This window comes from Streptomyces sp. NPDC002309 (assembly GCF_053593375.1).
On sequence record NZ_JBSFCI010000004.1, the window covers coordinates 38,852 to 53,107 of the forward strand.

The window sequence follows — 14,256 nt, forward strand, 5'->3', positions numbered from 1 at the left end:
CTCCGGCTGCCGCTCCGCCACGGAGCGCTGCTCCGCGACCGCACGCTCGTCGGTCTCCGGCCGCTGCGGCTCCACGACCGACCGCTGATCCGAGGTGACGCGCCGCTCCACGACCGAACGCTGGTCCGAGGTGACGCGCCGCTCCACGACCGAACGCTGGTCCGACGCCGGGCGCTGCTCCGCGACGGACCGTTGCTCCGTGACCGACCGCCGACCCGGCACGACCGGCTGTTCCACCGCCGAGCGCTGCTCCGCGACCGGCCGCTGCCCCGTCCCCGACCACTGCCCCGGCACCGCCCCGTGCTCGGCCACGGCCCGGTGATCCGGCACGGCACACTGCTCGGCCATCACCATCTGGTCCGCCATCACGAGCTGGTCCGTCACGCGCTGATCCGCCATCACGCGCTGGCCCGCTGTCACGCACGGATCCGCCGTCACGCGCTGGTCCACGGCCGTCCGCTGATCCACGCCTTCGTACTGGTCCAGCCCCGTCCGCTGGTCCAGCCCTGTCCGCTGGTCCGCGGCTTTCCGCTGATCCGCGGCCGCCCGCGGCCCCGGCACCGACAGCGCTTCGGGATGGACCGGCGTCCCCGGCTCGGCCCGCTGCCCGGGCCGGGGCCCGGTCCCCGGCTCCGGGAGCCCCAGCGCCGCCAGTGCCCTCGACACGGCGGTCGCGGACCGCAGGTCGAGCCGGGGGCTGGTGCCGCGCGCACGGTGCCGCAGCTCGACGGCGGCGAGGCGCAGCAGCTGGGGCAGCAGATCGTTGCACCGCCGCAGCACCCAGGCGGTGCCCGCGGTGGCGAGCCACATCAGGCTCGCCGACCTGGTCGGCGCCGGGAACTCGGGCTCGGCGGTGGGCGCGGCGCCGGTGGCGATCCCCATGTCCGCCAGCGCCCCGTGGAACCGGACGGCCAGTTGCCGGTGCCCCCGCTCCCCCGGGTGCAGCCGGTCCGAGGACCACATGGCCCGGTCGTCGACCCAGTCCCCTTCGGCCGCGTGCACATGCACAGCCCCGTACCGCTCGGACAGCGCGTGGACGACGGTGTTCACCGCCCGCTGCCGCCGGGCCAGCGGGCTGGCCAGCACGCCCGGCAGCCCGAGCATCGAACCCGGGTCCGGCAGGCAGGCGGTGAGGACGGCCGTGCCCTGCCGGGTGAAGGCGGCGTACACCTGGTCGAGGCGTTCGGTGATGTGCTGGATGTCGAACGTGCGGCGCAGCGTGTCGTTCACGCCGACGAGGACGGACGCGACGTCCGGCCGCAGGTCCAGCGCGGCAGGCAGCTGGGTCTCCAGCACATCGCGGGTCTGCGCGCCGCTGACCGCGAGGTTGGTGAATTCGGCGGGCGGCTCGGACAGGCCGCCGGCGAGCAGCGCGGCCCAGCCGCGCCACCCGTTCCCCAGGGGATCGCCCACCCCCTCGGTCAGCGAGTCCCCGAGGGCGACGTACCGGACGGATCTCATGCCACGCCCTCCGCACGGGCGAAGGGTCGCTCGGGCAGCGCCGCGTCGTGCACGGCGAGGAAGGCGTCCACCGCCGTACCCCAGCCGAAGCACTCCGCACGCGCGCGTGCCGTCTCCCGGCGCTCGCGCTCGGGGCGGTCGAGCAGCATCTCCACCGCGTCCGCGAAGGCATCGCCGTTGTCCGCCGCGGTGGCCCCGGCCTCTCCGATCACCTCGGGCAGGGCGGAGGACGCGCTGGCCACGACCGGTGTGCCGCAGGCCATGGCCTCCAGCGCGGCCAGCCCGAACGTCTCGGCCGGGCCCGGGGCCAGGGCCACGTCCGCGGTGGCCTGGAGCGCGCCGAGCAGGCTGCGGTCGGCGACGTGCCCGAGGAACGTCACCGGCAGGTCGCGCTCCTGCGCCCGTTTCTCCAGACCCGCGCGCAGCGGCCCGTTGCCGGCGACGACGAGCACGGCCCGCACCCCGCGCTGGCGCAGCGACTCCAGGGCGTCCAGGGCGGTTCCGGGCCGCTTCTCGACGGACAGCCGGGAGCACATCACCAGGAGCTTCTCGTCCGCCCGCGCGTGGGTGTCGCGCAGCGCCTGGTCGCGCAGGGTGGGGCGCCGGTTCATCAGGTCGACGCCCAGGGGCGCCCGTACGACGTTGCGGGCGCCGATCCGGATGAACTCCCGCTCGGCGAACTCGGTGGTGCACACGACCTTCGCGTAGGTGTGGGCCGTGCGGACGTTGAGGGCGTCGGCGGCGCGCCGGGAGAGGTTCTCCGACAGCCCCCAGGTGCGCAGGACGCCGTCGGCCGTCTCGTGGGAGACCATGACGGCGGGCACCCGGGCGCGCCGCGCCCATCTGCCGGTCCATCGCAGGGTCGTCCGGTCGGAGACCTCAAGGCGGTCCGGGCCGAGCTGCTCCAGGAGCGCGGCGACGCGGCGCTTGTCGACGAGCACGCGGTAGCCGCCGGTGCCGGGCAGCACCGGTCCGGGCAGGGTGATCACCCTGCCCTGCTCGGTGTCCCGGTCGCTGTACTTCTCGCCCGGCACGATCAGGAAGGGATCGTGCCCCGCGAGCTTGAAGCCCTTGCCCAGCTCCCGCAGCGCGGTGCGCAGCCCGCCGGAGGCGGGGGCGACGAAGTTCGCCAGCCGGACGATGCGCAGGGATGTGTTCATGCCGCCACCGCCGGCTTGCGCGCGTCGAGAACGGCTTCGTAGTGCCCGATCAGCTCGTCGCCGATGGCGGCCCAGGTGCGGCCCTCGACGGTGGCGCGGGCGGTCGCGCCGTACGCGGCGCGCAGCGCGGGATCGGCGGCCAGGGCGGCCACGGCGTCGCGGACGGCGTCCGCGTCGTGCGGCGGCACCAGGAGTCCGGTGCGGCCGTGGTCGACCAGGTCCATGGGACCGCCGGCGGCGGGCGCGACCACGGGCACACCGCTGGCCATGGCCTCCTGCACGGTCTGGCAGAAGGTCTCGAAGGGGCCGGTGTGGGCGAAGACGTCCAGCGAGGCGAATATCCGGGCGAGTTCGTCGCCGGTGCGGCGGCCCAGGAACACCGCGCCGGGCAGCGCCTCGGCCAGACCGGGCCCGCTCGGCCCGTCACCGACCACGACGACACGCACGCCGGGCAGTCCGCAGACGCCGGAGAGCAGTTCGACGTGCTTCTCGGGCGCGAGACGCCCGACATAGCCGACGATCAGCTCGCCGTTCGGGGCGAGTTCGCGCCGCAGCGCCTCGTCCCGCAGATCGGGGCGGAAGCGCGCGGTGTCGACACCGCGCCGCCACAGGTGCACCCGGGGCACGCCGTGGGCCTCGAGGTCGCCCTGGGAGGCGCTGGAGGGGGCGAGGGTGCGGTCGGCGGCGGAGTGCACGGAGCGGATGCGCCGCCAGGCCGCGGCCTCACCGGCGCCCACGTAGGTGCGGGCGTATCCGGCGAGGTCGGTCTGGTAGACGGCGACGGCGGGAACGCCGAGGCGGGCCGCGGCGGCCATGCCGCGTACGCCGAGGATGAAGGGGCTGGCCAGGTGCACCACGTCGGGCTGGTGCGAGATCAGCGCGGCGGCCAGGCGCCGGCTGGGCAGGGCGACCCGGACCTGGGGGTAGCCGGGGAGCGGAAGGGACGGGACGTGAATGACGGGGCACGGCGCCAGGGCGTCTGCCTTGCTCCCGGGAGCGGGAGCCGGGGCGACGACGAGGGGAGCGTGACCGCGGTCGACGAGGTGTCGGGCGGTCTGGAGCGCGCAGTGGGCCACGCCGTTCACATCGGGGGGAAAGGATTCGGTCACGATGACGACACGCATAGGGCTGTTGTCGCCACGCTGGACGTGGCCGTGTCAACGTCGATCTTTCCGGACGGGGAACGATCCATGAGCGTTGCGCGGCGCACCCAGGCGCGTCAGCCCGCGGCCATGCGCTCCTGACCTCCGATTCGGCTGCCGTTCACCCGAGGGGTACGAGGGCCCCCTGGCACCCGGTGAGGGAGAAGGGCGGCGTTCACATGGTCTCGGGGCCGATCCGGCTGCGTACCGCGGTCTGGACCTCGGCCTCCTCGGCGGGGTCGGAGGCGAGCCGGCGCAGTCGCTCGACGACGCGGGCGTCTCCGGTCTCGGCGTGCCGGGCGGCGAGTTCCCGGGTGGTCTCCTCGCAGTCCCAGAGGCACTCGACGCCGAAACCCGCGGGGAAGGAGGGGTCGGTGGCGGCGAGGGCACGGGCGACCCTGCCCCGTAGATGGGAGGAGCCGGTCTCGCGGTAGACATGGCGCAAAACCGGTGCGGCACAGCCGATGCCGAGCCGTCCGGCGCCGTCCACGAGGGTCCACAGTGTCGGCGCGTCGGGCCCTTCGCCCCGTACGGCCTCGCGGATCGCGCCGAGGACGAGGTCGCTGTCCTTGGCGCCGCCCCGGCAGGCGAGCACGCGTCCGGCGGCGGCACCGAGCGGATCGGGGCGGCGGGCCCAGCCGCGCGCCCGGTCGACGACGTCCGCACCGCGCATCCGTTCGAACGCCTCGACGGCTGCCTCGACGACCGGGGCCGTGCCGGTGACCACGGCCGCCTCGATCAGGTCGAGGACGTCGGGGTCCTCGGTGTCGGCGAGATAGCGCAGCGCGGTGCAGCGGGCACCCTCGCCGCCGTCCCGGGCCGCCCGGACGATCTCGGCCCGGTCCTCGGGGCCGGCGACGGCCGACAGACAGCGGGCGGCCGGGACGTGCAGCGCGACCCCGCGCTCGACGCCCTGCTGGGCCCACTCGAACACGGCCTGCACGCTCCACCCCGGACGGGGCCCGCCTGGTCGCATCTGGCGCTGCCAGCGGTCGAAGCAGCCGGTTTCCTGGGCGGCACGCACACGTGTGGCGATCGTGGCGCGCGGGTCCTCGGCCCACAGCCGCCAGGGACGCGGCTCGAAGGCGTCCCGCACGACGGCGGCCAGTTCGGCCTCGCCCTCGGCGTCGGCCGGGAAGCGGGCCAGCACGGGCACGGCCAGGGCGCGCAGCCCGGCGTCGTCGTCGCGCAGTGCGAGTTCGTCCAGGGCCCAGGCCCAGTTCGAACCCTGGGCGGCATACCTGCGCAGCAGGTCGAGCGCCTCGCGCCGGCCGTACGAGGCCAGGTGGCCGAGGACGGACAGGGCGAGTCCGGTGCGGGTCTCGTCGTCGTCGACGACGTCCGCGGGATCGAAGAGGTGCGCCTCGATCGCGTCCAGCTCGCCGTTCAGGTCGAGGTAGAGGCGGGCGTAGTACAGGGAGCGGTTCTCCACCTGCCAGTCGTGGCGGGGATCGCGCAGCACGCAGTGGTTCAGGGCCGCCAGCGCTTCGGGGCGGGGGGCCGTGAGCGCGTGCAGTGTGCCGTCGCCGCGGCCCCGCTGAAGCAGGCCGAGCAGCGTACCGCTGGGCGCTATGACCGGATCGAACATGGGAAACAGCCTCACATCAAGCGTCGACGCAACCGGGGAACGTGCTCTACCTGGCCGCGTGACAACACGTCGGTGCGCCCGCCGTCTTCTGCTTGCTGTAGACCATCTTCCTCTGCCTCTCGTCAGTGGCCCGCGCGGGCCGATCACGGCCCGCGCGGTGCGGCAACACCTGCCCAGCCATCGCGTCCGTGAATCACGACGTCATGATGACCCGGCACTTCTCGATGCCGCGACCGATATTTCCGGCGGCCAGGTACCGCCTCCCCCGATTTCCGTGTCCTGTCCGGCCCGCGGGCCCGTCCCGCGCGGCCGGGGTGGTGTCTCAGTGTGCGTCGAACAGTTCCAGCAGCTCCGCCTTGCCGAACATCCGGGCGGTGTCGACGGCCGACGGGGTGCCCACGGCCGGATCGGCGCCGGCCTCCAGCAGGACCTTGATCACTTCCTGCTCACCCTTGAAGACCGCTCCCGCGAGGGGAGTCTGGCCCCGGTCGTTGACGCGGTCCGCCTCGGCGCCGCGGGCGAGCAGCTCCCGCACCGTCGCTGCGTGGCCGTGGTAAGCGGCGAGCATCACGAGGGAGTCGCCGCGGTCGTTGGTGAGGTTGACGGGAACGCCCGCGTCGACGTACGCCACGAGTGGCTCGGTCCGCCCCTGCCGCGCCAGATCGAAGATCTTGGTCGCGAACTCCACGACCTCGGGGTCGGGGGTTTCGGTCATCGGCCGGACCACCTCTCACTACCTACACGTACGAACTACAGCTAACCGCACTGCTGGGCTCTCTGAGTGATTCGCCAGCGTACTGGCAGTGCGGGGACATGACGGGCCACGTCCGAGGCAAAGATCACCAATGCGCCCGCCGCGCGCAAGCTCCCGACCCCGCAGGTCCGCCGCAGCTCCGCCGTACGGACGATATCAACCGGATTTCACCCAGTTGCACCTTTTATCGTATAGATACATCCTGTGAACAGGGAAGTACTCATGGTGACTGTCCCCCTCGACACCAGGAGACCTCATGATTCTGTCCATCTCAGGCGTCGTCCTGCTCGGCATCCTCGTCTTCATCTTCTTCCGCAGAGACGGACTCAAGCCGTCCCATGCCTGCATCGCGGCCCTGTTCGGCTTCTACCTCGCGAGCACGGCCATCGCGCCGAGCATCAAGGCGGGCGGCGAGAGCCTGGCGGGTCTCCTGGGCGGCATCAAGTTCTGACCATCCGGCCGTCCGGCCCCACCGTCCCGCCCGTACGCACCTCCAGGAGACAGCAGTGGCACGGCGCCCACTTCCCCGCATTCTGAGCAAAGGCGGCACGCAGCTGGCCCGGAGCCGGGAGCTGGCCCGGACGGCGGCCGACAGCGCCACCGACGTCCTCCACCCGCTGATCACCATCGTCAGGGGGCTGCGCCGGCTGGCGGCGGCCGGACGGCACAAGTGGGCGGAGACGCCCAAGGACAAGCGTGGCCATCTCCTGTTCCTGGTGGCCTCCGTGATCCTCGCCGTCGCGCTCGCGCCGTACGGCCCGCTGCTCGCCGCCATCGCCCTGATGGTGGCGGCAGCCTGGCAGGGGCGCGACCGCGCACCCACGGCTCCCGAGGGACCCGACGAGACGCAGACGCAGCGCCTCCAGTCCCTGTACGAGGCACTGGTCCCGTGCTTCTCCGTGGCCGAGGACCCCGCACCCCTGTACGCCCACGGCGGGGAGTGGGACAAGGTCTTCCCGGAGTACGAGTTCGACGCGGCGGGCCGGATCGCGCACCTCGAGGTCCGCTATCCCGCGTACTTCCCGGACAGCGAGGCGGAGGCACGCGCGCGTGTAGAGCATCTGCTGACGGCCAAGGCGGGCCGCGACCGCGAGTACCACTTCCTGTGGGACGAGGAGGGAAACCAGCTCACGGTCACCGTCCTCGCGCCACTGCCCGGCGACATCGCCGCGCAGCGCTTCGTGACCGCCCCCGGGGAGACGGTCCTCGGCTTCACCGACGCGAGCGAGGTCCAGCGCACCCTGCCGCTGGTCCGCGGCGAGGACCGGAGCGACGTGCCGCCCGTGGTGTGGCGCACGGGCATCCGCTCCACGGAACCCCACCTGCTGGTCACCGGCCAGCCGGGCAGCGGCACGTCGACCCTGCTGCGCTCCGTGGCGCTCCAGGCCCTGCAGTACGGCGACGTCCTCGTCGTCGAGGGCGGCGGGACCGGCGAATACGCCTGCCTGATCGGGCGCGACGGTGTCCTCGCCGTCGAGTGCGCGCCGGCCGGGGCGCTGGCGAGCCTGGAGTGGGCGGCGACAGAGACGGAACGGCGGCTGATCGCCGTCAACCGCGCGCGTCAGGCGGGCCACCCGGCGCCGGACGACACGAAGCGGCCGTTGTGGATCCTGCTGGACCGTCCGGCGGCGCTCGCCCACGTCGCCGCCACGGACGGGCACCAGGACCCGCAGTCGCTGCTCCAGGTACCGCTCCGGCACGGCCGCGCCGCGAACGTCACGGTGGTGATCGCCGAACAGTTCGACAACCTGGACACGCTGAGCGACCCGGTGAAGCAGCACACCCGCGCGCGCGTGGTCCTCGGCCCCGCCACCAGGGAACAGCTCACGACCGTCCTGGGCGCGCCCCCGCACACCACCCCGGTCGCGCATGTCCCCGCCGGCCGCGGGTACGCCCGCCTGGGCTCGGGTCCGGTCCTGCGCCTCCAGGTCCCGGCCACCCCCGACCCGTACGACGACGCCACCAGCGACACCCATCGCCAGGCGGTGCTGGACCTGCTCCCGCCCCGTACGACTCCGGCGGACGCGGCCCCGGACGGGGAGGTCGCGGAAGCACCGGTACCCGAGCCGGTCCCGGCGAAGGCAGTGGCGGTGGAGAGCTCCTGACCCTCGCACCCCGGCCCCGCGGCCGCCGCTCCCGGGCGTCCGCGAGGGCCGGAAAGCGGGTCACCCCCGGCCCTCCCGCAGGCCCCCGGCGCTCCACCCGACCCGACCTTCCCCGCTCCGTCCCGCGTGCCCTCTGTGCCCCTTCCCCGCTCCGCCCCGGCCCCGCAGTGCTTCCCCGGCCCCGCGGCGCTCCACCGCCCCTCCCCGCTCCGTCCCGCGTCCCCTCTGTGCCCCTTCCCCGCTCCTCCCCGGCCCCGCGATGCTCCACCGCCCCTCCCCGGCCCCGAGGCGCTCCACCGCCCGTTCCCGCTCCGTCCCGCGTCCCCTCTGTGCCCTTCCCCGGCCCTCCCCGGCCCCGCAGTGCTTCCCCGGCCCTCCCCGGCCCCGCGGAGCTCCCCCGGCCCTCCCCCGGCCCTTCCTGGCCCCGCGGAGCTCCCCCGGCCCTTCCTGGCCCCCCATGCTCCCCCCGGTCCCTCGGGCGGGCCGCCCGCGACGACCCCGCCGTCCCTGCCCCTACGCCACGAACGTCCGCGGCGCCTCCGCCCCCACCGTCCCCCCGCTCCTCACGAGTCGTGCCGCCGCTGCCAGGCGGACCGCCGCCTCCTCGGCCACCGCGCCCCCGACGGTGAACGGCAGCCGCACATACCCCTCGAAGGCGCCGTCGACACCGAAGCGGGGTCCGGACGGCACCCGTACCCCGACCCGCTCCCCCGCCTCCGCGAGGCGCGAGCCCGACAGTCCTCCGGTGCGCACCCACAGCGTGAGCCCGCCCCGCGGCACCTCGAACTCCCAGTCGGGCAGCGCGCGGCGCACCGCGGCGACGAGGGCGTCCCGGTTGCCCCGCGCCTGCCCGCGCCGCATCTCCACGGCCTGCTCCCAGCCTCCGGTGCCGAACAGCCAGTGCACGGCGAGCTGCTCCAGCACCGGCGTGCCCAGATCGGCGTACGCGCGCGCGGCGACCAGGCTGCGGATGACATCGGGCGCGGCGCGCACCCAGCCGATGCGCATCCCGGCCCAGAACGCCTTGCTGGCGGAGCCGACGGTGATGACGGTCGACCCGCCGGGGTCGAACGCGCACACCGCGCGCGGCATCTCCACGTCGGGGTCCACCCAGAGCTCGTGCATCGTCTCGTCGGCGACGATCACGGTCCCGGCCGACCGCGCGGCCTCGACCAACTGCCGGCGCTGGTCCTCGTCGGCGAGCGCGCCGGTCGGGTTGTGGAAGTCGGCGACGACGTAGGCCATGCGCGGCGCCGCGTCGCGCAGCACCTGCCGCCAGCGGTCCACGTCCCACCCGCTGAGTCCCTCGGCCATCGCCACGGGTACGAGCCGGGCGCCCGCCTCCCGCATCAGCTGCAGGATGTTGGCGTACGACGGCGACTCGACGGCGATGCGCTCGCCGCGGCCGGCGAAGAGGTGGCAGATGGCGTCGATGGCGCCCATCGCCCCGGTCGTCACCATGATCTGTTCCGGCATGGTGGGGATACCGCGCGCGGTGTAGCGCTCGGCGAGCATCGAGCGCAGTGCGGGCAGCCCGGCGGGGTAGTCGCCGTGCGTGTGCGCGTACGGCTGGAGCTCCCCCAGGGCGCCCTGCACGGCGCGGGTGAGCCAGGGTTCGGGCGCGGGCAGCGCCGCACAGCCGAGGTCGATCATCGAACCGAGGGCCTCGGGCGGCAGCGGCTCGAGCCCGCGCGCGGGGAGCGGGTTCCCGGCCGGTACGGCGGTCCAGCTGCCCGCGCCGCGCCGGGACTCCAGGAACCCCTCGGTGCGCAGCGCCTCGTAGGCGGCGGCGACCGTCGTACGGCTGACGGACAGGGCGAGCGCGAGCTCCCGTTCGGCGGGCAGTCGCGCGGCGACGGGGACGCGCCCTTCGAGCACCAGCAGCCTGATGCCGTCGGCGAGCGCCCGGTAGGCGGGCGGCCGGCGCGATCCCGGGCCCGCGGGACGGTCCTGCTGTGACTGGAGCTGGCGGGCCAGCTGTGACGCACCCACCGCCGAGGTCCACTGCCCCATGACGATCAGTCCACCTTCCCCGGATTGGCCCCTGGTCGAGCCCCTTTCCCCGCCACAGGGTGCCACGCGCCAGGCCACTGGCACCAGCAGGGGTCCGTTCCGTTCGTCCCCCGGTCGGACCCCCGGTCGGAGCGCGACGCGAAGCGCGGACGCGTTTCGCCGCCCCCTCGGCATCCGGCGGCAGCGCCGGCTTCGCCGCCGGTCAACCCCGGCACGCCATACTGCGTCCGTGAGCACGCGCATACGCCATCCCTATCTCGACCACCCCGCCCCGATCGCCTTCGCCCACCGGGGCGGTGCCGCCGACGGTCTGGAGAACACCGCGCTCCAGTTCCGGCGCGCGGTGGAGAAGGGCTACCGGTACATCGAGACCGACGTCCACGTCACACGGGACGGACGGATCGTCGCCTTCCACGACGCGACGCTGGACCGGGTCACCGACGGGGCGGGCCGGATCGCCGACCTGCCCTGGAACGACGTACGGCAGGCGCGTGTGGCGGGCAGCGAACCGGTGCCGCTCTTCGAGGAGCTCCTGGAGACCTTCCCCGAGGTCCGCTGGAACGTCGACCTGAAGGCCGAGGCCGCCCTTCACCCCTTCCTCGACCTGATCGCCCGCACGGACGCCTGGGACCGGATCTGCGTCGGCTCCTTCTCCGAGGCCCGGGTGGTGCGCGCGCAGCGCCTGGCGGGGCCGCGCCTGGCGACCTCGTACGGCACGCGTGGGGTGCTCAACCTGCGGCTGCGCTCCTGGGGCGTGCCGGCCGCGCTGCGCCGATCCGCCGTCGCGGCCCAGGTGCCCGAGACCCAGTCCGGCATCCAGGTGGTGGACCGGAGATTCGTCCGCACGGCCCACGCGCGCGGGTTGCAGGTGCACGTCTGGACGATCAACGAGGCGGAGCGGATGCACCGGCTCCTGGACCTCGGCGTCGATGGCATCATGACCGATCACATCGACACGTTGCGCAAGGTCATGGAGGACCGGGGCCTCTGGGCCTGACGGCCCGAAGCGGCGTACCGCGCACGGCACTTGACGGGGAAGCGAGGGCACGGGTGGGCACCGACACCGTGCGGACACCGGCGGCGGACGACGCGGCCGGACGGCGGCGCGAGCAACGCGGCTGGTACTTCTACGACTGGGCGTGCTCCGTCTACTCGACGAGCGTGCTCACCGTGTTCCTGGGCCCTTATCTGACGTCGGTGGCCGAGTCGGCCGCGGACGCGGAGGGCTTCGTCCATCCGCTGGGCATCCCGGTGCGCGCCGGTTCCTTCTTCGCGTACTCGGTCTCCCTGTCGGTGATCGTGGCCGTGCTGGTGATGCCCCTGGTGGGCGCCGCCGCCGACCGCACCGGCCGCAAGAAGCCGCTCCTGGGTGCCGCCGCCTACCTCGGGGCCGCGGCCACGGCGGGCATGTTCCTGCTGGACGGCGACCGCTACCTGCTCGGCGGCGCGCTCCTGATCATCGCGAACGCCGCGCAGTCGGTGGCGATGATGCTCTACAACTCCTACCTGCCGCAGATCGCACCGCCGGAGGAACGCGACGCCGTCTCCTCGCGCGGGTGGGCCTTCGGGTATGCGGCGGGCGCGCTGGTCCTGGTCGTGAACCTGGTCCTCTACCTCGCCCACGACAGCTTCGGGCTCTCCGAGAGCATGGCCGTGCGCGTCTGCCTGGCGTCTGCCGGTCTGTGGTGGGGCGCGTTCGCGCTGATCCCGCTACGACGGCTGCGCGACCGGCGCTCCCCCGCGCGCGAGTCGGCGGTCACCGGCTGGCGCCAGCTCGCGGCCACGATCCGCGACATGCGCCGCCACCCGCTCACGCTGTCCTTCCTGCTGGCGTACCTCGTCTACAACGACGGCATCCAAACGGTGATCACCCAAGCGTCGGTGTACGGCTCGAAGGAGCTGGGGCTCGGCCAGTCGACGCTCATCGGCGCGGTCCTGCTGGTCCAGGTCCTCGCGGTGTTCGGCGCTCTGGGACTGGGCCGGCTGGCCCGGCGGTACGGCGCCAAGCGCACCGTGCTCGGCTCGCTGGTCGCCTGGACGGTCATCCTGGCCGCCGGGTACTTCCTGCCCGCGGGGGCACCCGTGTGGTTCTTCGTGCTGGCGTCCGGGATCGGGCTCGTCCTGGGCGGCAGCCAGGCCCTTTCACGCTCGCTCTTCTCCCATCTGGTCCCGCCGGGCAAGGAGGCCGAGTACTTCTCGGCGTACGAGCTGAGCGACCGGGGGATGAGCTGGCTGGGGCCGCTGCTGTTCGGCCTCACCTATCAGCTGACCGGGAGCTACCGGGACGCGATCATCTCGCTGGTGGCGTTCTTCGTCCTGGGCTTCGTGCTCCTGGCGAGGGTGCCGGTGCGGCGTGCGGTGGCGGCTGCCGGGAACCCGGTCCCCGAACGGATTTAGCACCGACGGCGAAAGGGCGGTAGTGTACGCGTTTGGCCTGCCAGGCGTACCGTTACTGCGCGTCAAAGATGCCGAATCGCTGGGTGACATCTGCTGTCAGATGTGACAAACCGGGCGCCGGTGGGTACAACATGGGCGGCTACGACGGCGACGCACGACCCGGAACGGAACTCCGAACGGGAATCTTTACCGCCGACCGGACGTTGACCGGATGACGACGACAGCGACACCTGTCCTGTGGGCGACAAGCCCGGGAGGCACGATTCATGAGTGAGCGAGCTCTTCGCGGCACGCGCCTCGTGGTGACCAGCTACGAGACGGACCGCGGCATCGACCTGGCCCCGCGCCAGGCCGTGGAGTACGCATGCGAGAAGGGGCACCGGTTCGAGATGCCCTTCTCGGTCGAGGCGGAGATCCCGCCGGAGTGGGAGTGCAAGGTCTGCGGGGCCCCATCACTCCTGGTGGATGGCGACGGCCCGGAGGAGAAGAAGGCCAAGCCGGCGCGTACGCATTGGGACATGCTGATGGAACGGCGCACACGTGAGGAACTCGAAGAGGTCCTCGAAGAGCGTCTCGCCGTTCTGCGTTCCGGCGCCATGAACATCGCGGTGCACCCCCGGGACAGCCGCAAGTCCGCGTAGTTCCCACGCGGCTTCGGCCGGGGTCTTTCGAGGCACCCCTATTGACCGCGGGCGCCGTACGTGAGTGTGCGTACGGCGCCCGCGGTCGTTCCTGAGGGCCTCGCGCCGCCCGGCGTCCGCGTGGTGGCGGCGGAGGCCCCGAACGTCGGTGCGCCTGCGCGCCGAATGGGAACTCCATAGTCGGACGGCGGACGGCCCCGGGCACACAAGCCCTGGCACGCCGGCCTCTGACACACCGGTTGTGCCGGGCTGTCCGGTCGCGTCGGCACCGGCATGGATTGCGACGGCCGCGCCGTCGCATGGATCGTGCCGCGCGGCACGGACGCACCGGTCCCGAGCGTCCCATCGGCCGGACGGGCCTCAAGCGGTCACCGGCCGGGACACCCGGCCGGCCCGCGCGACCCGGGTGGTCTCAGCGGTTCAGCGGCGGGCGGGGCTCCCGAGGAGCGTCTCCCGGCTCGTCCCTGATGACCTCACCCTGCACGACCTTGCCGTCCGGGCGGTGAATGCGGGCCTGCTGGAAGGCGTCGCCGAAACCACCGGGTGAGGCGGCCCGCAGCTTGCGGTCCACCGTGCGCTCCGCGTAGCGGCCGACGGCCTTCTGCACCGGCGGGAGCAGCAGGAGCAGACCGGCCGCGTCCGAGACGAGACCGGGCAGCATCAGCAGCAGTCCGCCGAGCATCATCAGGCCGTTGCCGCCGCCGCTGGACGGGGCCGCACCACGCTGCAGCGCCTCGTTCAGGTTCTGGAAGGCGCGCCGTCCCGCCCGCTTGATGACCACCGCGCCGAGCACGAACCCGCTGACCAGCAGCAGGAACACCGTGAACCCGCCCGCCGCGCCGGCGACCAGGGTCAGCAGCCAGATCTCCAGCACCAGCCACGCGGCGATGCCCAGCGGCAGGAACGTCCGCAGCCGAGACCGCCTGGGCCGTGTGGAGTAAGGGGGGTTCGATGCGCCAGTCGTCATGCCTCCAGTGTGCCTGGCGCCCGCTCAG

The 14,256-nt window shown here is 73.5% G+C and carries 11 protein-coding genes and 1 pseudogene; 5 read left to right on the forward strand and 7 right to left on the reverse strand.

All coding sequences use genetic code 11. The features are described 5' to 3' along the window. Window positions 1-630: 630 nt before the first annotated feature. From ACWCPM_RS04690 to ACWCPM_RS04710, 5 genes and pseudogenes are all read right to left on the reverse strand, one after another. Window positions 631-1,461 (reverse strand): annotated as a pseudogene (locus tag ACWCPM_RS04690) (SGNH/GDSL hydrolase family protein); the annotation flags it as partial. Further along, window positions 1,458-2,621 carry a glycosyltransferase gene (locus tag ACWCPM_RS04695; RefSeq protein ID WP_450974681.1) on the reverse strand — a complete coding sequence of 388 codons (1,164 nt, stop codon included), beginning with the start codon at window positions 2,619-2,621 and terminating at the stop codon, window positions 1,458-1,460. The gene ACWCPM_RS04695 and the pseudogene ACWCPM_RS04690, both read right to left, overlap by 4 nt. Then, window positions 2,618-3,745 carry a glycosyltransferase family 4 protein gene (locus tag ACWCPM_RS04700; RefSeq protein WP_450974682.1) on the reverse strand — a complete coding sequence of 376 codons (1,128 nt, stop codon included), beginning with the start codon at window positions 3,743-3,745 and terminating at the stop codon, window positions 2,618-2,620. The genes ACWCPM_RS04695 and ACWCPM_RS04700 overlap by 4 nt, the downstream gene beginning before the upstream one ends. Before the next feature lie 193 nt (window positions 3,746-3,938). Further along, window positions 3,939-5,351 (reverse strand): HEAT repeat domain-containing protein, encoded by a 1,413-nt coding sequence (locus tag ACWCPM_RS04705; RefSeq protein ID WP_450974683.1) that lies wholly within the window; start codon window positions 5,349-5,351, stop codon window positions 3,939-3,941. 322 nt (window positions 5,352-5,673) lie between these two features. After that, window positions 5,674-6,066: an ankyrin repeat domain-containing protein gene (locus tag ACWCPM_RS04710; RefSeq protein WP_450974684.1), complete on the reverse strand. Its 393-nt coding sequence runs from the start codon at window positions 6,064-6,066 to the stop codon at window positions 5,674-5,676. Window positions 6,067-6,361: 295 nt separating this feature from the next. Between ACWCPM_RS04710 and ACWCPM_RS04715 the strand changes: the two genes are divergently transcribed. Both ACWCPM_RS04715 and ACWCPM_RS04720 read left to right on the forward strand, forming a co-directional pair. After that, complete coding sequence (locus tag ACWCPM_RS04715) at window positions 6,362-6,556, forward strand: hypothetical protein (protein WP_450974685.1); 195 nt, start codon at window positions 6,362-6,364, stop codon at window positions 6,554-6,556. Window positions 6,557-6,611: 55 nt separating this feature from the next. Beyond that, window positions 6,612-8,210, forward strand: coding sequence for a hypothetical protein (locus ACWCPM_RS04720; protein ID WP_450974686.1), 1,599 nt, complete (start codon window positions 6,612-6,614; stop codon window positions 8,208-8,210). 513 nt (window positions 8,211-8,723) lie between these two features. On the opposite strand, the gene ACWCPM_RS04725 is transcribed toward ACWCPM_RS04720, so the two are convergent. Continuing rightward, window positions 8,724-10,223 (reverse strand): SCO1417 family MocR-like transcription factor, encoded by a 1,500-nt coding sequence (locus ACWCPM_RS04725; protein ID WP_450974687.1) that lies wholly within the window; start codon window positions 10,221-10,223, stop codon window positions 8,724-8,726. A 229-nt stretch (window positions 10,224-10,452) separates the two neighbouring features. Between ACWCPM_RS04725 and ACWCPM_RS04730 the strand changes: the two genes are divergently transcribed. The 3 genes from ACWCPM_RS04730 (at window position 10,453) to ACWCPM_RS04740 (ending at window position 13,261) form a co-directional block, all read left to right on the forward strand. Then, on the forward strand, window positions 10,453-11,220 hold the full coding sequence (locus ACWCPM_RS04730) for a glycerophosphodiester phosphodiesterase (RefSeq protein WP_450974688.1): 768 nt from the start codon (window positions 10,453-10,455) through the stop codon (window positions 11,218-11,220). 53 nt (window positions 11,221-11,273) lie between these two features. Next, window positions 11,274-12,620 (forward strand): MFS transporter, encoded by a 1,347-nt coding sequence (locus tag ACWCPM_RS04735; RefSeq protein ID WP_450974689.1) that lies wholly within the window; start codon window positions 11,274-11,276, stop codon window positions 12,618-12,620. Window positions 12,621-12,886: 266 nt separating this feature from the next. Then, entirely contained in the window at window positions 12,887-13,261 is a 375-nt protein-coding gene (locus ACWCPM_RS04740) for an RNA polymerase-binding protein RbpA (RefSeq protein ID WP_450974690.1), read from the forward strand. 412 nt (window positions 13,262-13,673) lie between these two features. Here the strand turns inward: ACWCPM_RS04740 and fxsA are convergent, their stop codons facing one another. After that, a complete protein-coding gene (gene fxsA / locus ACWCPM_RS04745) occupies window positions 13,674-14,228 on the reverse strand; it encodes an FxsA family membrane protein (RefSeq protein ID WP_450974691.1) in 555 nt (184 codons plus the stop codon). Window positions 14,229-14,256 lie beyond the last annotated feature (28 nt).